Here is a 22,099-nt window from a genome sequence, read left to right as displayed (position 1 = left end):
CCGCGCCCCCGGCCCCACCCCGGCCGGGGGCGCGTCGGCGTTCCCGCACCCCCGCGCCCGCCCGGCACGCACCCCCGCGCCCGCCCGGCACGCACCCCCGCGCCCGCCCGGCACGCACCCTCGCGCGCGAACGGGAACGCGCCCATGGCCGCCCCGTACGCGCCCGAGCCCACCCGGAACGCGCCCGCGCCCGCTGCCCGTGCGCGCGCGACCCCCGTCCGCGCGCACGGGCAGCGGATCAGCCGGGCCGCCGGTCAATCGGTACGGGCCGCCCTCAGCCGGTGGCGCGCACCAGCATCTTCCCGGTGTTCTCGCCGCGCAGCATGCCGAGGAAGGCGGCCACGATGTGCTCGAAGCCGTCCACCACGGTCTCGTCCGGGACCAGGCGCCCGCTGCGCAGATGCGGCAGCGCGAAGTCGTACAACTCCTCCTGCGCGTCGAGGTGGTTGCGCACCAGCACGCCTTCCAGGCGCAGGCTCTTGCTGACCACCGAGTAGAGGTTGCGCGGCGCGGGCGGCGGGGAGGCGAGGTGGTGGTACTGCCCCACCGCGCCGACCCAGGCGATCCGGCCGTGCTCGCGCAGCCGGGCGATGGCGCCTTCGAGGTGGTCCCCGCCGACGTTCTCCACGGCGACGTCCAGGCCCTCGGGCGCGGCGTCGCCGAGGAGTTCGGACACCGGCCCTTCGTGGTAGTCGAAGGCCGCGTCGAAGCCGAGCGAGGAGGTCAGCCGGGCCGCCTTCGCCGCCGAGCCCGCGCTGCCGACCAGGGTGCGCGCGCCGAGCAGCCGCGCGAAGCGCCCGGCCGCCGAGCCCACCCCGCCCGCCGCGGCGGAGATGAACACGTCCTCGCCGGGCTGCAGCCGCGCGGTCCTGGTCAGGGCGACGTACGCGGTCAGGCCGGTGCCGCCGAGGACGCTGAGGAAGGCGGAGAGCGGTACCCCTGGCAGGGACCCGCCCCCGGGCAGCCGCCGGGTCTCCTCGGGGCCGACCACCGCGTGGGTGCGCCAGCCCTTGCGGTGGAAGACCACCTCGCCCTCGGGGAGCGCCTCGGTGCGCGAGGCGATCACGCGCCCGAGCGCGCGCCCTTCGAGCGGCGCGTGCAGGGCGAAGGCGCCGTCCATCATCTCCCGGTGGTACGGGTCCACCGACCACCAGAGGTTCTCCACCAGGGCGGTGCCGGGCTCCGGCGCCGGTACCGGCGATTCGACGAGGCGGAACTGCTCCGCGGTGGGGAAGCCCTCGGGGCGGGCGATCTGGTGCACGGTGCGCGCGATCTCGGTCATGCCGGAGACCGTAGGAAGGAATGCGGGCGGTGGGCAGAGCGTTCGGCTCATGCGACGGGCCGGTCCATGAGGCCCCTTCATAGACGCAGGTGGTGGGCGTGTGGCCGGGACCGATCTCGCTCCGCAGGAGCTGCGGGTGATCGTCGCCGTGGAGCGCGAGGGCGGCTTCACCGCCGCGGCGGCGGCGCTCGGCACCACCCAGTCCGCCGTCTCGCACGCCGTGCGCGCCGTCGAACGCAAGCTGGGCGCCGTCCTGTTCACCCGGGGCCGGGCGGGCGCCGCCCCCACCCCGGCCGGTGCCACGGCCGCCGCCCACGCCCGCCGCGCCCTGCGCCTTCTGGACACCCTCGCCGCCGAGGTGCGCGGCACCGGCGCGGGACCCGGCGGCGCCGACACCGCCGCCGGGGTGCTGCGGATCGCCGCCTTCCGCAGCGCCGCCCTGCACCTGCTGCCGCCCGCCCTGGAGCGCCTGCGGGCCCGGCACCCGGCGATCGAGCCCCGGGTGCGGGTGATCCGCGAGCTCGGCCCCGGCACCGCGGGCGAGGTGGCCGCCGGCCGCGCGGACCTCGCGCTCGCCACCCTGGACGGCGGGCGGCCCCCGACCGGTCTCACCGGCGCCGCCCTCTTCGAGGAGCCCTACGCCCTGGTGCACCCCGCGGGCCACCCCGAGCCGCGCTCGCTGCCGCTGGTCGACTGGCACGAGAACTGCGGCGCCGCCACCCGCGACTGGTGGCGCGGCCAGGACTGGCTGCCCTCGGCGACCGTGGAGGCCGAGGACGACGGCACGGTCCTCTCGCTGGTCGGCGCCGGGCACGGCATGGCGGTGATGCCCGCGCTCTCGCTGACCTCGGCGCCGGAGTCGGTCACCGTCGTCCGGCTCGGCCCCCGGCCGCCGACCCGCGCCATCGGCTATGTGACCACCCCCGAACTCGCCCGCTCGCTCGCGGTCCGCGCGCTGATCCGGGAGCTGCGGGCCCAGCAGGGGCCGCGCTGAGGCCCCGGCGCGAGGGCCCGCCGGGGCGGAAGCGGAGGGCGGGCCGGTGCGTACCGCCGTTCGGGGAGGCCTGCGTCACATCGGGGAACGGGCGGGAAAGGCCCGGTCAGCGGCCCGGAGCGGAGGGCGCGGAAAACTCGCCGTCTCAGATAGTAGGAAGTCCGACTAACTGTGGAGACAGCGACGGCGGAACGCTCTAGCTTTGTAGGAAGCCGAACGTCTCGCTCGACCAAGCGAAGGCGGAGCCGAACCCGGCGCCCCGCGCAGGTGACCCCTGCGGCGCGAGTTCCCCGCCCATCCGGCGTCTCGTAAGGACATCCGCTCCCGTGTGCTTTCTAGGAGTTGAACTCTCATGGCCGAGACGACCGCCCGCCGAGTCCGCCGTGCCCCCCGCACGACAGGTACCGAGCGCAAGAACGCCGCCGCCGCCCTCCAGCGCGCCCTCGACCGCCGCGACAACGGCGGCGACTGGGGCCACTCCACCCACCCGTAAGCGGCCCGCTCCACCCGTGAGCGGCCCGCTCCACCCGTGAGCGGCCCGCTCCGCCTGTGAGTTGACCGCCCGCAACAGGCGACTTCCGCCCCCTGTACGGTCCTTGCACGGCCGCGGTGCGCAAGGACCGTACAGGGGGCGTCGGAACGCGTCCCCGACGACTCGTCTGCCTGGTGAGGCGCGGAATGAAGGACACCTCAGAGGACGCCATCAGGGGCGAGGCCACCTCGCTCGTCCCGGCCACGGAGGAGCACCTCCCGCTGCTCGCCGGGTGGTTCGCCGACCCCGCGTTCGTCCGCGACTGGGGCGGACGGCCGCTCACCCGCGAGGAGGTGGCCGCCAAGTACATCGGAAGGCGGCGTCCCGCGGTGGTCTCGCTCCTGGTCCTCGACGGCGCCGAGCCCGTGGGGTACGCGCAGTACGCCGCCACCGGTCCGCACGAGGGCGGCATCGACGTGGTGCTCCTGCCGCACGCGCAGGGTCAGGGCCGGGGCCCCGACGCCGCCCGCGCCCTGGTCCGGCACCTGTGCACCGTCGTGGGATGGAACCGGGTGACCGTCGATCCCGAGGCTGCCGACCACCGGGCCGTCAGGGCGTGGAGCAAGGCGGGCTTTTGCCCGGTCGGCCCGCGGGGAAGCCGGTTGCTGAAGGAATACCGGCCCGCACCCGGCGGTCCACCGGGAGGGGCCCCCGAACAGCACGCCTAGTTCCTCCCGCGCGCGATCTCGAAGTGGTCGACGCGCTCCCCGTTCGCGGCGAGCGCCGAGACCTTCATCCGGGGCGCGGCGCCGGCCTCCACCTCCACCGCGAGGAAGGAGAAGCCGGTGTAGCGCACCCGGGACCACTCCACCCGGTCCGGGTCCGGCAGCCGTGACGTGGTCCAGTGGAAGGTGAGCACCGACTCGCGGTCGCGGACCCGGCCCTCGTAGCTGTCCTCGACGCCCGCCGGGAAGCCGTACAGGTCCTTGCCCGCGCCGCCCGCCGTCACATAGACGATGCCGTCGCGGGTGGGGTCGGTGGAGCCGCCGACCGGCAGCCGCCGGCCGATCTCGCCCTCGCCCCGGAGGGCGTCGGTGCGTTCGTAGACATGGTTGTGGCCGTTGACCACCAGGTCCACCTGGTGCCGCTGGAGCAGCGGCAGCCAGGCCGCGCGCACCCCGCCGTCCGAGCCGTGGGTGGACGTCGAGTACATGCAGTGGTGGAAGAAGACCACCAGGAAGTCGATCTCCTCGCGCGCCCGCAGCTCCCCGAGCCGCTCGTCCAGCCAGCCGGTCTGACGGCCGTCCAGATAGCCCCTGTTGGCGGGGATCTCGTACGAGACGTCGTTGGCGTCCAGGGCGATCACCCCGACGTTGCCGTAGACGAAGGAGTACACCCCCGGCGCCTTCTTCGCGTCCGGGCCGTTCTCCGGCAGCGACCAGCGGGCCGCCTGGCCGCCGTAGCCCTCGGGGGAGTACCAGGCCTCCATGTCGTGGTTGCCGGTGGTCACCATCCAGGGCACCGACTTCGCCACCGACTCGGTCTGCGCGAGGAAGGTGTCCCAGACCCGCGCGTCGTAGGTGTCGCTCTCCTTGCCCTTGCCGCTGCTGTCCGCGTAGCAGAGGTCGCCCGCGTGGAGGTGGAAGGAGGGGTTCTGGCCGAGGATCAGCTGGTCGTTGGCGAGGGCGTCGTAGCCGACACCCTGGTCGCCGAAGGCGGTGAAGACGAAGCGCTCCGGCCGGGCGGGCGCGGTCCGGAAGGAGCCGAGCGTGGCCAGCCGCTCCGGGGCGGCCGGGTCGAAGCCCTCGTGGCCGACGCCGTAGTAGTACGTGGTCCCGGGCCGCAGCCCGTCGAGCGCCGCGTGCAGATAGAGCTGTTCGACCGCGGGCAGCTTCGCGGAGAGCGCGGGCGTGTGCAGGGCGCGCACCTCGGCGGGGATCTTCCGGCTCAGCTCCCAGGGCTTCAGCCCGACCCGCAGGAAGGGCGCGCGCACCGGGAGGGGCACCTGCCAGGAGACCCGCATCTGGGTACGGGGGTCGGCCCCGAAGGCGAGATGGCGGCCGAAGGGCGCCACCACCGAGCCGTCCACCCGGACCGCCGACCGCGCGGGCGCCGCCGCCGGGTGCTGCCCGCCGTAGGCCGCGCCCGAGCCGCCCGCGAGGAAGCCGGTGCCGCCCGCGACCGCGGCGGTGGCGCCGGAGGCGAGCACCGTGCGGCGGGCGAACTTCCGCCGCAGATGAGCGTGCTGCTCCGGCATGCTCATCCCGCGGGCGAGCCGCTCCGGGATGCCGACGTCGGGGGTGTCCATGACCAGCAGGCTGGCAGCGGCGGTCGTACGGCGCCCCGACTCCAGGTGAACCCGCCCGGACGCGGACCTGACGCGGGGGTGAGCACGGCCCCCGGGCCGCCGTCCCGACCAGTCATCCGCCGTCCGCATCGTGGATGGTGTGTGTCATCCCCTAAGACGGAGAGTACGGTGACCCGCATGTCGCGCACTCTCGATCTCGCAGTGATCCCCGGTGACGGTATCGGCCAGGAGGTCGTCGCCCAGGGGCTGAAGGTCCTCCAGGCCGTACTCCCCGGTGAGGTGAAACTCGAGACCCGGGAGTACGACCTCGGCGCCCGCCGCTGGCACCGCACCGGCGAGACCCTGCCGGACACCGAGCTGGCCGAACTGGCGGAGCACGACGCGATCCTGCTCGGCGCCATCGGCGACCCGACCGTGCCCTCGGGTGTCCTGGAGCGCGGGCTGCTGCTCAAACTGCGGTTCGCCTTCGACCACTTCATCAATCTGCGCCCGAGCAGGCTCTACCCGAACACCACCGGTCCGCTCGCCGGGAACCCGGAGATCGACTTCGTGGTGGTCCGCGAGGGCACCGAGGGCCCGTACACCGGGAACGGCGGCTCGCTGCGCACCGGCACCCCCGCCGAGGTGGCCACCGAGGTCAGCCTCAACACCGCCTACGGTGTCGAGCGCGTGGTCCGGGACGCCTTCGCCCGCGCCCAGGCCCGCCCGCGCAAGAAGCTCACCCTGGTCCACAAGACCAACGTCCTGGTGCACGCGGGCAGTCTGTGGAAGTCCACCTTCGACAAGGTGGCCGCCGAGTACCCCGAGGTCACCACCGACTACCTGCACGTCGACGCCGCCACCATCTTCTTCGTCACCCAGCCCGAGCGCTTCGACGTGATCGTCACCGACAACCTCTTCGGCGACATCCTCACCGACCTCGCCGCGGCCGTCACCGGCGGCATCGGCCTCGCCGCCTCCGGCAACATCAACCCCACCGGCGCCTTCCCCTCGATGTTCGAGCCGGTGCACGGCTCCGCCCCGGACATCGCGGGCCAGGGCAAGGCCGACCCGACGGCGACCGTGCTCTCCGTCGCCCTGCTCCTGCGCCACCTCGGCCACGACACCGAGGCCGCGCGCGTCGAGGAGGCGGTCACCGCCGACCTCGCCGCACGCGACGGCGGCCCCCGCACCACCGAGCAGATCGGCGCCGCGCTCGCGGCCCGGGTAACCGCCTGACCGGCGGAAGAACACCTCCCCGGGACGCTCCCGGGGCCGCAGGTCCGAGGAGAGCCGCCGGGGCGCGACAAGGCCCGGCGGCTTTCCGTATGTTCCGCCGGGTGCCACCATCGGAACCCGGACCGGCTCCACGCCGTCTTCACCACGGACACCCTCGCGCGATAATCGGACGTGAGACCGCGGTATGAGGAGAAGCTCGGACGTCCTGGCAGTGACAGCGGGCGTGCGGCGCGGTCCGCCTGGACGACTGTGAAGGACGCACTCAGATGACGACGACGATCGAGCTGAAGCCCTCCGCCCATCCGCTGCCGGATGCCGAGCGCGAGGCCATCCTGGCGAACCCCGGATTCGGCCGCCACTTCACCGACCACATGGTGTCGGTGCGCTGGACAGAGGGCCGCGGCTGGCACGACGCCGAGCTCGTCCCGTACGCGCCGCTGTCGGTGGACCCGGCCAATATGACGCTGCACTACGCGCAGACCATCTTCGAGGGGCTCAAGGCCTACCGCCGCCCCGACGGCAGCGTGGCCACCTTCCGCCCGGAGGCCAACGCCGCCCGCTTCCAGACCTCCGCCCGGCGCCTGGCGATGCCGGAGCTGCCCGCGGAGCTGTTCATCGCGGCCTGCGACGAACTGGTCAAGCAGGACAAGGCGTGGGTGCCGGCGCATGGGGAGCAGTCGCTGTACCTGCGGCCCTTCATGTTCGCCGCCGAGGTCGGCCTGGGCGTGCGGCCCGCCAACGAGTACCTCTTCCTGGTCATCGCCTCCCCGGCCGGCGCCTACTTCAAGGGCGGCGTGAAGCCGGTCTCGGTGTGGCTCTCCGAGGACTACGTCCGCGCGGTCAAGGGCGGCACCGGCGCCGCCAAGACCGGCGGCAACTACGCGGCCTCGCTCGTCGCCCAGAAGGAGGCCGCGGACAAGGGCTGCGATCAGGTGGTCTGGCTCGACGCGGTGGAGCACCGCTGGGTCGAGGAGATGGGCGGCATGAACCTCTACTTCGTGTACGGGGACCGCATCGTCACCCCCGAGCTGAGCGGCTCGCTGCTGCCCGGCATCACCCGCGACTCGCTGCTCACCCTCGCCCGCGACCTCGGCTACACCGCCGAGGAGGGCCGCATCTCCACCGAGGACTGGAAGCGGGACACCGAGAACGGCACCCTCACCGAGGTCTTCGCCTGCGGCACCGCCGCGGTCATCACCCCGGTCGGCACCGTCAAGTCCCGCCAGGGCGAGTGGGCGCAGGGCGGCGGCGAGCCCGGCGAGGTCACCATGCGGCTCCGCAAGGCCCTGCTCGACCTGCAGAGCGGCGCCGCCGAGGACACCCACGGCTGGATGCACCAGCTCGGCTGAACCGGCACCGGCTCCGGCGAGCGGCCGCTCCGCGCCCGAGGGTGCGGGGCGGCCGCTCGCCGTGGGCGCCCCGGCCGTGGACACCAGGACCACATCCTGAGACCGGACGTCACGGCATGCGGACCTTGTGGCAGACTGCCGTCCATGCTCGCTCTGACCATGATTATTGGCAGCAGCGCGCCGGTCCGCAGTGGCCGCTGAACCCGAGGACGACACCCGGGCGGCGAACACCGTGCCCCGGACCCGCGCGCAGACCTCTCGCACCCGCGAGGGGTTTTTTCGTTTCCGGACCCAACCGGCCCGAGGCGGAACGCGCGCGGCGACGGGGGCAAGTGGAGCCAGGCAATTCGGAGCCACTCACCGACAGGAGTCAGGCAGCCATGAGTAGTACGGCCCCCGGCGGCGCTCCCCGCGCCGACGACAGCTTCCACGTCTTCGACACCACCCTGCGCGACGGCGCGCAGCGCGAGGGCATCAACCTCACGGTCGCGGACAAGCTGACCATCGCCCGGCACCTGGACGAGTTCGGCGTCGGCTTCATCGAGGGCGGCTGGCCCGGCGCCAACCCCCGGGACACCGAGTTCTTCGCCCGCGCCCGCGAGGAGATCGACTTCCGCCACGCGCAGCTGGTCGCCTTCGGCGCCACCCGCAGGGCCGGGGCCACCGCCGCCGAGGACCCCCAGGTCAAGGCGCTGCTCGCCTCCGGCGCCCCGGTGATCACCCTGGTCGCCAAGTCCCACGACCGGCATGTGGAACTCGCCCTGCGCACCACCCTGGACGAGAACATCGCCATGGTCCGGGACACCGTCGCCCACCTGCGCGAGCAGGGCCGCCGGGTCTTCGTGGACTGCGAGCACTTCTTCGACGGCTACCGCGCCAACCCCGGCTACGCCAAGGCCGTGGTCCGCGCCGCCCACGAGGCGGGCGCCGACGTCGTCGTGCTCTGCGACACCAACGGCGGCATGCTGCCCGCCCAGATCCAGGCCACCGTCGCGACCGTCGCCGCCGACACCGGGGCCCGGCTCGGCATCCACGCCCAGGACGACACCGGCTGCGCGGTCGCCAACACCCTGGCCGCGGTGGACGCCGGGGCCACCCACGTCCAGTGCACCGCCAACGGCTACGGCGAGCGGGTCGGCAACGCCAACCTCTTCCCGGTCGTCGCCGCCCTGGAGCTGAAGTACGGCAAGCAGGTCCTCCCCGAGGGCGCCCTGCGCGAGATGACCCGGATCTCGCACGCCATCGCCGAGGTCGTGAACCTCACCCCCTCCACCCACGAGCCCTACGTAGGCGTCTCCGCCTTCGCGCACAAGGCCGGTCTGCACGCCTCCGCGATCAAGGTCGACCCGGACCTGTACCAGCACATCGACCCCGAGCGGGTCGGCAACCGGCTGCGGATGCTGGTCTCCGACATGGCGGGCCGCGCCTCCATCGAGCTGAAGGGCCGCGAGCTCGGCATCGAACTCGGCCACGACCGCGAACTGGTCGGCCGGGTCGTCGAGCGGGTCAAGGAACGCGAGCTGGCCGGCTACTCCTACGAGGCCGCCGACGCCTCCTTCGAACTGCTGCTGCGCGCCGAGGCGGAGGGCCGGGCCCGCCGCTACTTCCGTACCGAGTCCTGGCGGGCCATCGTCGAGGACCGCCCGGACGGCAGCCACGCCAACGAGGCGACCGTGAAGGTCTGGGCCAAGGGCGAGCGCATCGTCGCCACCGCCGAGGGCAACGGCCCGGTCAACGCCCTGGACCGCGCCCTGCGGGTCGCCCTGGAGCGCCTGCACCCGCAGCTCGCCAAGTTCGCACTCGTCGACTACAAGGTCCGCATCCTGGAGGGCGTGCACGGCACCGAGTCCACCACCCGGGTGCTGATCTCCACCAGCGACGGCACCGGCGAGTGGTCCACGGTCGGCGTCGCCGACAACGTCATCGCCGCCTCCTGGCAGGCCCTGGAGGACGCCTACACCTACGGGCTGCTGCGCGCCGGGGTCGAGCCCACCGACTGAGCCCGGCGCCCGGCGGCCCGCCGCTCCCGCCGCGCGGCCGGACGGGGCGCGAGCGCGCCGGCGCCGCCCCGCCGCTCCTCCTCGCCGAGCGCGGGCGGCGCGGCCCCTTGCGCACCGGACCAGGTGAAGGTCGCCGAGGTGCGGCCCGGCAGGGTGTACGTGGCGTGCGCGCCGCCCCAGTCGAGGGTGACCGTCCGGGGCCGCCGGGACTCGTTGTAGGCGATCAGCGCCTTGGAGCCGTCCGGATTGCGCCAGGCCACGTTCGGCACCGCCTCGCTCGCGGTGGAGGCGATGCGCCGGGCTCCGGGCCGGACGAACTTCGTCAGGTGGCCCATCGTGTAGTACTCCACGGTGTACTCCACCCTGCCGGGCTGCCCGTCGCCGTGGTGCACCGTGACCAGGCCGGTGCAGACCCCGCAGCCGCCGCTGTGCGGGCCCTGGTCCTGGTCGAGGGCGAGCGACCACTTGGTGACCGAGCGCGCCCAGTTCCGGGAGTAGTCGATGATGTCGTGCATATCGGCGCTCTGCTGGTCGTCGACCCAGTCGCCGCCGGAGTGCTCGGTGCCGAAGGCGGGCAGCCCCGGGTAGCGGCTGTGGGTGCGCTGCTGCCGGTCGATGCCGCTGCCGTAGCCGTGCCAGGCCACCCCGCCGAAATTGGGGTGGCGGCGCACCTCGGGGTCGTCCACGGTCGGGGCCCCGTACTTCTGGTAGGTGTTCCAGTTCCAGTCGTGGGCGAGCACCTTGGTGGAGAGACCGGCGGCCTTCAGGCGGGGCAGCAGCTCCTCTTTGGTGAAGTAGTGCAGCGAGGTGCCGGACCAGCTCATCGAGGGGTACCCGGCGCAGCAGGTGGGCTCGTTCTGCACGGTGACATAGCGGACCGGGATGCCCTGGTCCCGGTAGCCCCGCAGGTACTTCACGAAGTAGCGCGCGTAGGTGCCGTAGTAGCGGGCGTTCAGCCAGCCGCCGCGCAGCTTGCCGCTGTCCTTCATCCAGCCCGGCGCCGACCAGGGCGAGGCCATGACGGTCAGCTCCGGGTTGAGCCGCAGCGCCTGCCGGGTCAGCGGGACCACATCGGCGAGATCGTGCCGCAGCGAGAAGCCGGAGAGGTCCGGATCGCTCTTCCCCTCGGGCAGGTCGTCGTACGAGTACGGGTAGCGGGCGAGGTCGGAGGCGCCCATCGGATTGCGCAGGAAGGACAGGCCGATGCCGTCCTCGGGGGAGAAGAGCCGGCGCATGACCTTCTCGCGGGTGGCCCGGGGCAGCGCGCCGCTGGAGTTCAGGAGCCAGGCGGCGGAGTCGGTGAAGGAGGCGCCGCCGCCGGTGAAGGGCTGGAAGCGGGTGTGCTCGTCGACGCCGAGCCGCACCCCGGGGCCGCCGGTGCCCTCCCGGAAGACGAAGGGCCGCTGCTTCTCCAGGCCGCGCACCACATGCCGCCCGCCCTTGTCGTCGGTGGTGGTCAGCCAGACCGTCACCGGTTCGCCGACCGCCCGGGGCACCCCGTGCTCCGAGGCGGTCAGCGCCCCGCCCAGCGCGAGCAGCACGAGCAGGGCGGCGGCGAGGGCACGCGGGCGGCGCGCGCGGCGGGGAAGCGTCATGGCGGGGCGCCGCCCTTCTGGGGTGGGGGAGTGGGGCGCGTCCGAGCCGAGAGTAAACGGCCAATTCGCAGATGCGTCAAGGGCTTTGACGGTCGCCCGGGCTGGTCACCGAGGGTTTGCCTCGACTTCGGCCTGCGAGAATGTCTGGATCTGATTCCTTGTCTCCGGCGCTCGTGTTGCGCGGAGTTAACAATCGCGATCGGGCAAGCCCACAGGGTTTCGCGGAGGTTGCGGGATACGTCCCGCCCAGTCTCGCAGCCGGGGTGCCCGCGCCGGGCAGGGGGCCCGGGCCGGTCGCGCCGCCGGGTGCTCCACCGCCGGGTCACCCGGGCAGACCTCCCTGTAGTCGGATGCCCGTATTCGTGATATTTCAGGTAGCTTCGAGGTATGAAGGCTGCGCTGTTCCGAGACCTTCGCCGGATGCTCTTCCTCGCCGTGCTCGCGGCGCTGGCACTGCTCACGGTGACGGTGCCGAGCGCCCAGGCCGACACCGCCGTGGACACCGTGGCCGAGGAACTCCAGCGGGACCCGGTCTACGTCGACCCCGAGGCCGCGGGCACCCTCTCGGAGTCCCAGGCCGACGCCCTCTCCGACAAGATCAGGGACGCCGACAAGCCCGTCTTCGTCGCCGTCCTGCCCGCGGGCTACCCCACCGACGGCCTCTTCCGCGATCTGCGCGCCCTCACCGGGATCACCGGCGTGTACGGGATCCGGCTCGGCGACCAGTTCGACGCGCGCGCCGACAGCCCGGTGATGAGCAGGCAGGCGGTCGGCAACCTGGTCCAGACGGTGCGCGGCGAGGGCGCGCCCCAGCAGCTGGACACCTTCGTCGACCAGTCGCTGCGGCAGGCCGAGGGCTCCGCCCCCGCCTCCTGGAGCAACGGCGGCCGGGTCGACCGCTCCGGGGACGGGAACGGCGTGCACACCGGCACCCTGATCGCGGTCGGCGGTGTCCTGGTGGCCGGCGGCGCGGGCGCCTACGCGCTGATGCGCCGCGGTCGCCGCCGCCGGGAGGAGGAGCAGCGGGCCGCCCTGGAGAAGCTGCGGGTCGTCGTCGACGAGGACATCACCACCTATGGGGAGACCCTCGACCGGCTCGACTTCCACCCCCGCGAGCCCGGCGCCGACGAGGCGATGCGCACCGACTACGAGCACGCCCTCGACGCGTACGACAAGGCCAAGGAGCGGATGGCGGGCGCCCGGCACCCCGACGACGTCCGCGGGGTGACCCGGGCCCTGGAGGACGGCCGCTTCTCGCTCGCCGTCCTGGAGGCCCGGCGCGCGGGCCGGGAGCTGCCCGAACGCCGTCCGCCCTGCTTCTTCGACCCGCGCCACGGCCCCTCGGTCGCCGATGTCCACTGGCGCCCGGCGGGCGGCGAACCCCGCGAGGTGCCGGTCTGCGCCGCCGACCGGACCCGGCTCGCCGACGGCGCGGACCCGATGGTGCGCGAGGTCGACACGGCCGCGGGCCGCCGCCCCTACTGGGAGGCGGGCCCGGCCTACGGCCCCTGGGCGGGCGGCTACTTCGGCGGCGGACTGCTGCCCGGGCTGCTCGTCGGCACCATGCTCGGCGGCATGATGTCCACGCCCGGTTACGCCGCGGACTACGGCCACACCGACGGCTTCAGCGACGGCGGCGGCTTCGCCGGGGGCGACTACTCCGGCTCCGACTTCGACTCCGGCGACTTCGGCGGCGGCTTCGGGGGCGGCGGTGACTTCGGCGGTGGCGGCGGCTTCGGCGGGGGCGGGGACTTCGGGGGCGGGTTCTAGGCCCCTTCCCTCCCGCTCCCTTCCCGCTCCCGTCCCGCTCCCGCTCCCGCTCCCGTTCCGCGCGGCTCAGGCCGTCTTGACCGCCGAGATGTCGAAGAGCAGCTTGATCTTGTCGGAGACGAGCACCCCGCCGGTCTCCAGGGCGGCGTTCCAGGTCAGGCCCCACTCGGAGCGCAGCAGTTCGGAGCGGCCCTCGAAGCCGACCCGCTCCATGCCCGCCGGGTCGGTGGCGCTGCCGTTGAACTCCAGGTCGATGGTGATCTCCTTGGTGGTGCCGAGCACGGAGAGCGCCCCGGTGATCCGGTAGTCGTCGCCGCCGAGGTGCTCCGCCGAGGTCGAGCGGAAGCTCATCGTCGGGTAGGTGTCCGTGTCGAAGAAGTCCGCGCTCTGCAGGTGCTTGTCGCGGTCGGCGTTGCCGGTGCTCACGCTGGCCATCCGCACGTCCAGGGAGGCGGTCGAGCGGGTGGGGTCGGCGCCGTCGAGGACCAGGGTGCCCTCGAAGTCCTCGAAGCTGCCCTTGACGTTGGTGACCATCGCGTGGCGCGCGGCGAAGCCGATGGTGGAGTGCGCGGGGTCGAGGGTGTAGGTGCCGGTCAGCGCCGCCAGGGCGGGGGCGGCGGACTGCTCGGTGTTCTTGCGGTCGCGGTCGAAGAGACCCATGGCTCAGTGCTCCTTGCGGACGCGCTCCGGCTCTTCCCGCCGAAGCTGTTCAACCTTCAACAACTACGAGACTAGGCGCATTCCGCCCTGGTTTCCACCGCCCGCGCCGCGCCACACCGGCGGCTCCGGGCGATTTCCGTTTCTCCCGCTCCCGGGCTCTGGCGACGCGCGTAGAACTCGGGCACCATCTCCCTGCGCTCCCCGCACCGCCGGCTCCGCCGTGTTCCACCGGGCATGTCCCGGGCACGTCTTCTCGCACGTCTTCCATCGGGCACGTTCCTCAGAAGGGGACTTCACGTGAAGCAGCGCAGGATCCTCCGTACCGGCCTCAGTGCCGCCGCCCTCCTCGCCGGGGCGCTCGTCGCCCCCGGCTTCGGGGTCCTCGGCGGGGCCTCCGAGGCCTCGGCGGGCACCTCCGCCACCAAGATCAGCCACGCCACCGCGACCTCGATGTTCCGCAGCGTCGGGATCACCTGGTCCTCCTCGGGCGGCTGCTCGGACCGCAACACCCCGACCTGCACCTCGTTCAGCCAGCTCAACCAGGCCACCGCCAAGGGGGCGCAGACCCTCAAGAGAGCCAGCGGCTGCGGGCTGAACATCACCGGCGGCACCGAGACCGGCCACGCCAGCGGCACCTACTCGCACTGGAACGGCTACAAGCTCGACTTCGGCAAGACGAGCTGCCTGACCGGCTACATCAAGAACACCTTCGCCTACGCCGGGGTCCGCGGCGACGGGGCGCCGATGTGGAAGTCCGGCTCCGGCAACGTCTACGCGGACGAGGGCAACCACTGGGACGTCCTCTACTACAACTGCGGCGGCTGCTGACCGGCCGCGGTCTGGCGCGGCGCCCCTCGCGGGCGGCACGCCGGGGGCGGCCCCGGGGGCTCCCGCGCCCCCGGGGTTCCGCTTTCGGTAGTCTTCCGACGGTCTTTCCGGGGCTGGATGCCTCCGGTCGCCGCTGTTGACACCGTCCAAAGGCTGCCGCAATCTGGCCGTCGTCGCCGGGTTACACGGTGGACATCTGCTCCGTGCATCAACCCCTACGTACCCCTAGGTGGGACGCTCTTCGGGGGAAGCGGTGCGGCCGGGTGTGACGTACTTCTCACTGTGGCGGGTTTTGTGTGATCTCCACAAGCAACCGGCCCCTGAACAGTGGGTTCAGGTCTTTCCCGGGCCGGTTCTGTTCATGGCCGCCAGGAAAACGCCCCGGAGACTGTACGGAGTCGACGGATCGGAACCGGGGCCCGGCTCCGTAAGGTCGCTGCATGACCGTTTTGGACGAGACCCCGGGTGAGCCCTCCGACGCGCGAGGGCGGGTGGCCGAGCTGCGCGCGATCCGTGCCGAGGCGCTGCGCGGTCCGAGCGACCGGGCAACCGAGGCCCAGCACGCCAAGGGCAAGCTGACGGCCCGTGAGCGCATCGAGCTGCTCCTCGACCCGGACTCCTTCCACGAGGTCGAGCAGCTGCGACGGCACCGGGCGACCGGTTTCGGGCTGGAGACCAAGAAGCCGTACACCGACGGCGTCATCACCGGCTGGGGCACGGTCGAGGGCCGGACGGTCTTCGTCTACGCCCACGACTTCCGCATCTTCGGGGGCGCCCTCGGCGAGGCGCACGCCACGAAGATCCACAAGATCATGGACATGGCCATCTCGGCCGGTGCCCCGCTGGTCTCGCTCAACGACGGCGCGGGCGCCCGGATCCAGGAGGGCGTCTCCGCGCTCGCGGGCTACGGCGGCATCTTCCAGCGCAACACCCGCGCCTCCGGCGTCATCCCGCAGATCTCGGTGATGCTCGGCCCCTGCGCGGGCGGCGCCGCCTACAGCCCCGCGCTCACCGACTTCGTCTTCATGGTCCGTGAGAGCTCGCAGATGTTCATCACCGGGCCCGACGTGGTCAAGGCGGTCACCGGCGAGGAGATCACCCAGAACGGCCTCGGCGGCGCCGATGTGCACGCCGAGACCTCCGGGGTCTGCCACTTCGCCTACGACGACGAGGAGACCTGCCTCGCCGAGGTCCGCTACCTCCTGTCGATGCTCCCGCAGAACAACCGGGAGAACCCGCCGCAGGCCGCCGGCGAGGACCCGGCCGACCGGCGCTCCGACGTCCTCCTCGACCTGGTCCCCGCGGACGGCAACCGCCCGTACGACATGACCCGGGTGATCGAGGAACTCGTCGACGACGGCGAGTACCTGGAGGTCCACGAGCGCTGGGCGCGCAACATCATCTGCGCGCTCGCCCGGCTCGACGGCCAGGTCGTCGGCATCATCGCCAACCAGCCGCAGAGCCTGGCCGGGGTCCTGGACATCGAGGCCTCCGAGAAGGCTGCGCGCTTTGTCCAGATGTGCGACGCTTTCAACATTCCGATCGTGACCCTCCTCGACGTCCCCGGGTTCCTTCCCGGGGTCGACCAGGAGCACGGCGGGATCATCCGGCACGGCGCCAAGCTGCTCTACGCCTACTGCAACGCGACCGTGCCGCGGATCTCGCTCATCCTGCGCAAGGCATACGGCGGTGCGTACATCGTGATGGACTCCCAGTCGATCGGCGCCGACCTGACGTACGCCTGGCCCACCAACGAGATCGCGGTGATGGGCGCCGAGGGTGCCGCCAACGTCATCTTCCGCAGGCAGATCTCCTCGGCCGAGGACCCCGAGGCCATGCGCACCCGCATGGTCAAGGAGTACAAGTCCGAGCTGATGCACCCGTACTACGCCGCCGAACGCGGACTCGTCGACGACGTCATCGATCCCGCAGAGACCCGCGAGGTGCTCATCCGCTCCCTCGCGATGCTGCGGTCCAAGCACGCGGACCTGCCGTCCCGCAAGCACGGCAACCCGCCGCAGTGACCCTGCGGCCCGTTCACGGAGACGACTCACCCATGACCACTCCTTCCGAAGCAACCGCCGCCGCTGCCGACACCTCCACCGCGCTCGCCGCCGCCGGCCGGCTGCTGCGCGTGGAGAAGGGCCACGCCGAGCCCGAGGAGGTCGCCGCCCTCGCCGCGATCCTGCTGGCCCGCGCCTCCTCCTTCGCCGAGCCCGCCGCCCCGGCGCACCGCGGCCGCAACAAGGCCGGCTGGCGCCGCCTGGAGCGCACCCCCGGCTTCCGCGCCCCGCATAGCTGGCAGGGCTGAGCCCACCGCCACCGCGGGGTCGGCCCGGCCCCGCGGCGGCACCCGGCGCCCGTACAAGCACCACGAAGGCCCCGGACATACGAAGCCCCGGACACCCCCGCTCTCGGCGGTGGGGTCCGGGGCTCTCGTGCGTCCGGGGTGGTGTCTGCTAGCGCAGTCGTGCCATGAGGGCGTGTTCGACGAGGGTGATGAGGGCGGATTTGGCGTCTGCGCGGTGGCGGGCGTCGGTGGTGATGATGGGGGTGTCGGGGCCGATCTGGAGTGCTTCGCGTACTTCGTCGGGGGTGTAGGGCTGGTGTCCGTCGAAGCCGTTGAGGGCGATGACGAAGGGGAGTCCTGAGTTTTCGAAGTAGTCGACGGCGGGGAAGCAGTCGGCGAGGCGGCGGGTGTCGACGAGGACGACGGCGCCGATGGCGCCGCGGACGAGGTCGTCCCACATGAACCAGAAGCGGTCCTGTCCGGGGGTGCCGAAGAGGTAGAGGATGAGGTCCTGGTCGAGGGTGATGCGTCCGAAGTCCATGGCCACGGTGGTGGTGGTCTTGTCTCCGGTGTGGGTGAGGTCGTCGATGCCCGCGCTGGCGGATGTCATCACTGCCTCGGTGCGCAGCGGGTTGATCTCCGAGACCGCGCCGACGAACGTGGTCTTGCCCACGCCGAAGCCACCGGCCACCACGATCTTCGCGCTGGTGGTCGAGCGGCCCTGGAGGCCTGCTCCGCCGCTAGAGCTTGCGAAGTCCACTGAGCACCCTTTCGAGCAATGTCACGTCCGGCTGGCCACCGGCGTTCTCGTCGCCGCCCGGCTGGTGGATGGCGACGAGTCCCGCCTCCGCCAGGTCGGCGACGAGGATGCGGGCCACGCCGAGGGGAATGGTCAGGAGTGCGGAGATCTCGGCCACCGACTTGATCTCACGGCACAGATTGCAGATCCGCTGATGCTCGGGCAACTGCCCCTGCATCTGGTGCGGTTGAGCGGTGGTGTGCACCAGCGCCTCGATGGCGAGCTGGTACCGGGGCCGGGTCCGCCCGCCCGTCATGGCGTACGGGCGGACCAGCGGGTTGTGCGCGGCGGGTGCCGGAGCGGGCTCCGGCGACTGCCGCTGCGGCTGCACGGGCACGATGCGGGGCGCCTGCGGCTGGTCGAAGGGCTGCTGCCCGCCGCCCGGCTGCTGCGGTGCCTGGGGACGGCGGTGGCGGGGCGCGGTGGGGGGATAGCTGAACCGGTTCTGTGAGCCGTCGCCCTCGGCGTGGCCGTACTGCTGCCACCTGCCCGAAGACGAACCCTCTGGGGGTGTTGCCACGTTCTCCTCCTCGAAAGCGCCGGATCCATCACCGTGGAGCCGCGTGCCGAAACTTTACGTGCCCGGCACGCGAAAACGCACTGCCTGTCTGTTAGTTGAGAAGGCTTCCCTGGAGCTCGGCACGCAGGTCGGGGGTCAGAACGCTGCCTGCCCGGTCGACAAGAAGTGCCATCTCGTACCCGATGAGACCGATGTCCGCTTCGGGGTGCGCGAGAACAGCGAGAGAGGAGCCGTCGGAGATGGACATGATGAAGAGGAATCCTCGCTCCATCTCCACAACTGTCTGGTTCACGCTGCCGCCCTCGAAGATGCGGGAGGCGCCCGCGGTCAGCGAGGTCAGTCCGGAGGCGACGGCCGCGAGCTGATCGGCGCGGTCGCGCGGGAACCCTTCGGACATCGCGAGAAGGAGTCCGTCGGCGGAGACCACCACCGTGTGCGACACCCCGGGGGTGTTGTCCACGAAGTTGGTGATCAACCAGTTCAGGTTCTGTGCCGCCTGGCTCATCGGGCTCACACTAACGCTCCTGGTTGTAGGTGCTGTCAGGACCACCGTGCTGATGCGGTGCGCCCTGGCCGTTCGTGTCACTACCTGCGGTGCGTCCCCGCTGGACGCCGCGGCGCAGCTTGCTGAGCCTGCCCCGTACGTCCTCGGGGTCGCGGGAGACCTGCGGTCCACCGAGCGGGGTCTGCTCCGCGGTGCCCTCGACCAGATTGGCCTTGGGGACCCGGCGGGGCAGTCCCGACGAGGTGATGCCGCCGGCCTTCGGCTGCCGGAGCTGCTCGGCGCGCTGCCACCGGTCGTCGTTGGCGGAGTGCCAGTCGTCCTGGTGGTCCCCGGCCTCCTGGGAGCCGCCCGCCTCCTCGGCGGACGGCGGTGCCGAGGGCGCCTCCGGCTCACTGCGCCACTGCCGGTCGCCGTTCGGGGAGCCCGGGTTGCCGCCGGCCGTGGAGCCGCGGCGCGGGAGGCCCGCCTGGGTCAGTTCGTGACCCCCGGCGGGGGCAGCGGGAGTGGAACCCTGCAGGTCGAAGCCTAGTCCCTGCGGGTCGGGAGCGGCAGGCTCCGGAGCGGATCCGCTCTGCTCGGGCTGCTCGCCGGGCCCGGGCCGGGGGCCCTGGTACGCGTCCTGGGGAGCGGGCACCAGATCGGCGCCGCCCGCCTCCGCGTAGGCGACATCCGGGTAGCCGTCCTGGCTCGGGTAGAACTGCTCGTCGTAGGTCGACTGCTGCCGCTCCTCGAAGGACTGCCGGGCCTCGTAGGGCCCCGGCTCCTCGTAGGACCGGTGGTCCTCGTAGGAGGGGCGCTCCTCGTACGGCGGCTGCTGCTCGTACGCTCCCGGCTCCTCGTACGGCTGCCCGTTCCCGTAGGACTGTCCGTTCCCGTACGCCTGCCCGTTCCCGTAGGGCCGGCCGTTCCCGTGGGGCTGCTCGTCTCCGTAGGAGAGGCCGTCCTCGTAGGGGCCCGGGTCCTGGGAGCGGGGCGGGAGGGGGAGGGCGTAGCCCGGGGCGGGGAGTTCGTAGCCGGGGCCCTGCGGGTGGCCGTTGCCGGGGCCCGGCGGGATCTGCCGGTGGGGGCCCTCGAGCTCGGCGGGGCCGGACTGGGCCTCCAGGGCCGCCCGGCGCTCCTCGCGCATCAGGGAGCGGCCGACCGGGTCCAGCTCGCGCAGGTCGTCGGGGATCTCCTGGTAGCGGCTGTCGTCGAAGCCCAGTTCGGCGGCGGTGCGCAGCGGGGCGGGCTCCGAGGCGTGCTGCTCCGGGATGATCGAGGAGACGGTGAACTCGGGGTCGGCGGCGAGGTCTCCGCCGCCGCCGTGGGTGATCACCTCGGGGAGCATGACCAGCGAGGTGGTGCCCGCCTGCTCGCCCGAGGGCCGCAGCTGGACCCGGATCTGGTGCCGGTCGGAGAGCCGCCCGACCACGAACAGGCCCATCCGCTGGGAGATCGCCGCGTCCACGGTGGGCGGGTTGGCCAGCTTGTGGTTGATGTCGGCGAAGTCCTCGGCGGTCAGGCCGATGCCCTTGTCGTGGATCTCGATCATCACCCGGCCGTCCGGCAGCCGGGTCGCGGTGACCTTCACCTTGGTCTGCGGCGAGGAGAAGGAGGTCGCGTTCTCCAGGAGCTCGGCGAGCAGGTGCACCAGGTCGGTGACCGCGCGGCCGTGGATGTCCGCCTCCGGCACCCCGGCCAGCTCGATGCGCTCGTACTGCTCCACCTCGGAGGAGGCCGCGCGCAGCACGTCCACCAGCGGAACCGGCTGGTCCCAGCGGCGGCCCGGCTCCTCGCCCGCGAGGACCAGGAGGTTCTCGCCGTTGCGGCGCATACGCGTGGCCAGGTGATCCAGGCGGAAGAGGTTCTCCAGCTGGTCCGGGTCGGCCTCGTTGTTCTCCAGGTCGGTGATCAGGGTCAGCTGGCCCTCGATCAGCGACTGGTTGCGGCGCGAGAGGTTGGTGAAGATCGCGTTGATGTTGCCGCGCAGCAGGGCCTGCTCGGCGGCGAGCCGCACGGCCTCGCGGTGCACCTGGTCGAAGGCGCGGGCGACCTCGCCGATCTCGTCCCGGGAGGAGATCGGGATCGGCTCCACCCGGGTGTCCACCCGGCCCGGGTCGGTACGCGAGAGCTGGTCGACCATCATCGGCAGGCGCTGCTCGGCGACGCCGAAGGCGGCGGTGCGCAGGCGGCGCATCGACAGGCTCATCTGGCGGGCCATCAGCCCGGCCAGGACGAAGGCGGCGAGCAGGGCGAACAGCACCACACCGGCGGTCACGAAGGTCGAGCGCCGGGCGTCGTCGGCGATACCGGCCGCCTCGGCCACGGCCTTGTCGGACAGCGTGGTCTCGATCTCGCGGTACGCGGTGAAGCGCAGCGTGTTCACCGCCCACCAGGCCTCGGGGGTGACCCCCTTCTTCGCCAGGTCGGCGCGGGCCCCGCGGGAGGTGTCCGGCAGGGCGGTGACCAGGCCGACCATCTGCGGGGTCGCGGGCGGGGCGACGTACTTCTCGCCCCGGGCCTTCGCCTCGGCGGCCTGCTCCCTGGCCAGCGACTCGCCCTCGGCGCGGATCTGCTTCTCGGCCTTCTCGTAGCGGGCCACGTCCGCGGGGGTGCCGCCGGACTTGTACTCCTCGGTGGCGATGGCCTCCAGATACGAGTACGAGCCGAGCGAGGTGCGCTGCATCGCGAAGCCGGCGGCGTCGGGTCCCGGCTTGATCAGCAGGTGGGTGCCGATGGAGCGCTGGAGCGAGGCGGCGCCCTTGGCCAGCGCGATCGCGTAGACGGTGCGGCCGTAGCTGGTGATGTTGCCGGTGCCGAGGCCCAGTTCGTTGGCGAACTCCATCAGCGGGTGCTGGATGGCGATATAGCCCTCTTCGGTCTTCACCCCGGTCAGCTTGCCGGTGTAGGCGGCGGCGCGGAGGTCCTTGAGGTCGGGCTCGTTCTGCCGGAAGGCCTCCAGGCGGCGTTCGAGTCCCGCCTTGGAGGGCATGTTCCGGGCGGCCTTGTCGAACTCCGCGGCCGCCCGGTCGGTGGCGCCGCGGGCCGACTTGACGGCGGCGCTGTCCCGCTTGCCCTGGAGCAGCGGGGCCGCGCTGATGTCGCGCTCGTCGATCAGGGCGTTGCTGTAGGTCAGCGCGGCGCGGACCAGGACCGCGGTGTTCTCCGCGTCCTCGGCCTCCTGCCAGGTGTCGATGGAGCCCTTGACCTGGAAGCCGCCCATGACCAGGCCGACCAGGACGGGTATGAGGAGGATCGCGTTCAGCTTGGCCGGTACCCGCCAGTTGCGGGGCGAGAAGCGGCTGCCCGCGGGCGGGAGCGACTCCGGGTGCGACAGGGTCGCGGACGCCGCCGCTCCACGCGAGGGCGGGGTGAAGTTGCCCCGTGCCGAGGGCTCGGGACCGTTATTGCTTCGCCTCACTCGACCAACAACCTCTCGGCGCCGGCACCTGACCCTGTGCCGCTCTGTGCGTCTCCCGGCCCGCGAGCACGGGCCGGTTCTGCGCATTCCAGCACGTCAGACCGGGCTC

Annotated in this window: 18 protein-coding genes; 10 read left to right on the top strand and 8 right to left on the bottom strand. The window is 72.5% G+C overall.

The window, feature by feature from the left end:
• Nucleotides 1–274: 274 nt before the first annotated feature.
• A complete protein-coding gene (locus MID12_RS06395) occupies nt 275–1,282 on the bottom strand; it encodes an MDR family NADP-dependent oxidoreductase (protein ID WP_263165348.1) in 1,008 nt (335 codons plus the stop codon).
• A 100-nt stretch (nt 1,283–1,382) separates the two neighbouring features.
• Between MID12_RS06395 and MID12_RS06390 the strand changes: the two genes are divergently transcribed.
• The 3 genes from MID12_RS06390 to MID12_RS06380 all read left to right on the top strand — a co-directional run bounded on the left by MID12_RS06390 (nt 1,383) and on the right by MID12_RS06380 (nt 3,476).
• On the top strand, nt 1,383–2,276 hold the full coding sequence (locus MID12_RS06390; protein WP_263165346.1) for a LysR family transcriptional regulator: 894 nt from the start codon (nt 1,383–1,385) through the stop codon (nt 2,274–2,276).
• A 352-nt stretch (nt 2,277–2,628) separates the two neighbouring features.
• Nucleotides 2,629–2,769, top strand: a complete 141-nt coding sequence (locus MID12_RS06385) for a hypothetical protein (protein ID WP_163011105.1) — start codon at nt 2,629–2,631, stop codon at nt 2,767–2,769.
• Nucleotides 2,770–2,954: 185 nt separating this feature from the next.
• A complete protein-coding gene (locus tag MID12_RS06380) occupies nt 2,955–3,476 on the top strand; it encodes a GNAT family N-acetyltransferase (protein WP_263165344.1) in 522 nt (173 codons plus the stop codon).
• On the opposite strand, the gene MID12_RS06375 is transcribed toward MID12_RS06380, so the two are convergent.
• Nucleotides 3,473–5,056 carry a purple acid phosphatase family protein gene (locus MID12_RS06375; RefSeq protein ID WP_263165343.1) on the bottom strand — a complete coding sequence of 528 codons (1,584 nt, stop codon included), beginning with the start codon at nt 5,054–5,056 and terminating at the stop codon, nt 3,473–3,475. The two genes, MID12_RS06380 and MID12_RS06375, sit on opposite strands and share 4 nt — an antisense overlap.
• Nucleotides 5,057–5,233: 177 nt before the next feature.
• On the opposite strand from MID12_RS06375, the gene MID12_RS06370 reads away from it, so the two are divergent.
• From MID12_RS06370 to cimA, 3 genes are all read left to right on the top strand, one after another.
• The gene (locus MID12_RS06370) at nt 5,234–6,274 is read left to right on the top strand and encodes a 3-isopropylmalate dehydrogenase (RefSeq protein ID WP_263165342.1); all 1,041 of its coding nucleotides are present in this window, start codon (nt 5,234–5,236) and stop codon (nt 6,272–6,274) included.
• Nucleotides 6,275–6,540: 266 nt separating this feature from the next.
• Nucleotides 6,541–7,623, top strand: coding sequence for a branched-chain amino acid aminotransferase (locus MID12_RS06365; protein ID WP_040247913.1), 1,083 nt, complete (start codon nt 6,541–6,543; stop codon nt 7,621–7,623).
• Nucleotides 7,624–8,003: 380 nt separating this feature from the next.
• The gene (cimA, locus tag MID12_RS06360; protein ID WP_040247910.1) at nt 8,004–9,623 is read left to right on the top strand and encodes a citramalate synthase; all 1,620 of its coding nucleotides are present in this window, start codon (nt 8,004–8,006) and stop codon (nt 9,621–9,623) included.
• Here the strand turns inward: cimA and MID12_RS06355 are convergent.
• A complete protein-coding gene (locus MID12_RS06355) occupies nt 9,584–11,218 on the bottom strand; it encodes a glycoside hydrolase family 30 protein (RefSeq protein WP_263165339.1) in 1,635 nt (544 codons plus the stop codon). The genes cimA and MID12_RS06355 overlap by 40 nt on opposite strands.
• 387 nt (nt 11,219–11,605) lie before the next feature.
• Between MID12_RS06355 and MID12_RS06350 the strand changes: the two genes are divergently transcribed.
• Entirely contained in the window at nt 11,606–12,988 is a 1,383-nt protein-coding gene (locus MID12_RS06350) for a hypothetical protein (RefSeq protein ID WP_263165338.1), read from the top strand.
• A 66-nt stretch (nt 12,989–13,054) separates the two neighbouring features.
• Here the strand turns inward: MID12_RS06350 and MID12_RS06345 are convergent, their stop codons facing one another.
• On the bottom strand, nt 13,055–13,648 hold the full coding sequence (locus MID12_RS06345; protein WP_040247901.1) for a YceI family protein: 594 nt from the start codon (nt 13,646–13,648) through the stop codon (nt 13,055–13,057).
• 297 nt (nt 13,649–13,945) lie between these two features.
• Between MID12_RS06345 and MID12_RS06340 the strand changes: the two genes are divergently transcribed.
• From MID12_RS06340 to MID12_RS06330, 3 genes are all read left to right on the top strand, one after another.
• The gene (locus tag MID12_RS06340; protein ID WP_263165336.1) at nt 13,946–14,476 is read left to right on the top strand and encodes a hypothetical protein; all 531 of its coding nucleotides are present in this window, start codon (nt 13,946–13,948) and stop codon (nt 14,474–14,476) included.
• 440 nt (nt 14,477–14,916) lie between these two features.
• Complete coding sequence (locus MID12_RS06335; protein WP_070083128.1) at nt 14,917–16,500, top strand: acyl-CoA carboxylase subunit beta; 1,584 nt, start codon at nt 14,917–14,919, stop codon at nt 16,498–16,500.
• 32 nt (nt 16,501–16,532) lie between these two features.
• Nucleotides 16,533–16,787 carry an acyl-CoA carboxylase epsilon subunit gene (locus tag MID12_RS06330; RefSeq protein ID WP_052482169.1) on the top strand — a complete coding sequence of 85 codons (255 nt, stop codon included), beginning with the start codon at nt 16,533–16,535 and terminating at the stop codon, nt 16,785–16,787.
• A gap of 148 nt (nt 16,788–16,935) precedes the next feature.
• On the opposite strand, the gene MID12_RS06325 is transcribed toward MID12_RS06330, so the two are convergent.
• From MID12_RS06325 to MID12_RS06310, 4 genes are all read right to left on the bottom strand, one after another.
• On the bottom strand, nt 16,936–17,526 hold the full coding sequence (locus MID12_RS06325; protein ID WP_078844788.1) for a GTP-binding protein: 591 nt from the start codon (nt 17,524–17,526) through the stop codon (nt 16,936–16,938).
• Entirely contained in the window at nt 17,507–18,085 is a 579-nt protein-coding gene (locus MID12_RS06320; protein WP_040247895.1) for a DUF742 domain-containing protein, read from the bottom strand. The genes MID12_RS06325 and MID12_RS06320 overlap by 20 nt, the downstream gene beginning before the upstream one ends.
• 91 nt (nt 18,086–18,176) lie before the next feature.
• A complete protein-coding gene (locus tag MID12_RS06315; protein WP_039658182.1) occupies nt 18,177–18,590 on the bottom strand; it encodes a roadblock/LC7 domain-containing protein in 414 nt (137 codons plus the stop codon).
• Nucleotides 18,591–18,600: 10 nt separating this feature from the next.
• Nucleotides 18,601–21,990 carry a nitrate- and nitrite sensing domain-containing protein gene (locus tag MID12_RS06310; protein ID WP_263165332.1) on the bottom strand — a complete coding sequence of 1,130 codons (3,390 nt, stop codon included), beginning with the start codon at nt 21,988–21,990 and terminating at the stop codon, nt 18,601–18,603.
• Nucleotides 21,991–22,099 lie beyond the last annotated feature (109 nt).

Origin of the sequence: Streptomyces sp. SCSIO ZS0520 (assembly GCF_025643355.1) — a bacterium.
GTDB classification, from domain to species: domain Bacteria; phylum Actinomycetota; class Actinomycetes; order Streptomycetales; family Streptomycetaceae; genus Streptomyces; species Streptomyces physcomitrii.
Note: the sequence above shows the minus strand (reverse complement) of the source record. Positions and strands in the feature narration are given on the sequence as shown.

Bases quoted from the DNA above. Each gene is read 5' to 3' on its own strand.
- MID12_RS06395 (WP_263165348.1), bottom strand. From the start codon at position 1,282: ATGACCGAGATCGCGCGCACCGTGCACCAGATCGCCCGCCCCGAGGGC.
- MID12_RS06385 (WP_163011105.1), top strand. From the start codon at position 2,629: ATGGCCGAGACGACCGCCCGCCGAGTCCGCCGTGCCCCCCGCACGACA.
- MID12_RS06380 (WP_263165344.1), top strand. From the start codon at position 2,955: ATGAAGGACACCTCAGAGGACGCCATCAGGGGCGAGGCCACCTCGCTC.
- MID12_RS06375 (WP_263165343.1), bottom strand. From the start codon at position 5,056: ATGGACACCCCCGACGTCGGCATCCCGGAGCGGCTCGCCCGCGGGATG.
- MID12_RS06370 (WP_263165342.1), top strand. From the start codon at position 5,234: ATGTCGCGCACTCTCGATCTCGCAGTGATCCCCGGTGACGGTATCGGC.
- MID12_RS06365 (WP_040247913.1), top strand. From the start codon at position 6,541: ATGACGACGACGATCGAGCTGAAGCCCTCCGCCCATCCGCTGCCGGAT.
- cimA (WP_040247910.1), top strand. From the start codon at position 8,004: ATGAGTAGTACGGCCCCCGGCGGCGCTCCCCGCGCCGACGACAGCTTC.
- MID12_RS06355 (WP_263165339.1), bottom strand. From the start codon at position 11,218: ATGACGCTTCCCCGCCGCGCGCGCCGCCCGCGTGCCCTCGCCGCCGCC.
- MID12_RS06350 (WP_263165338.1), top strand. From the start codon at position 11,606: ATGAAGGCTGCGCTGTTCCGAGACCTTCGCCGGATGCTCTTCCTCGCC.
- MID12_RS06345 (WP_040247901.1), bottom strand. From the start codon at position 13,648: ATGGGTCTCTTCGACCGCGACCGCAAGAACACCGAGCAGTCCGCCGCC.
- MID12_RS06335 (WP_070083128.1), top strand. From the start codon at position 14,917: ATGACCGTTTTGGACGAGACCCCGGGTGAGCCCTCCGACGCGCGAGGG.
- MID12_RS06330 (WP_052482169.1), top strand. From the start codon at position 16,533: ATGACCACTCCTTCCGAAGCAACCGCCGCCGCTGCCGACACCTCCACC.
- MID12_RS06315 (WP_039658182.1), bottom strand. From the start codon at position 18,590: ATGAGCCAGGCGGCACAGAACCTGAACTGGTTGATCACCAACTTCGTG.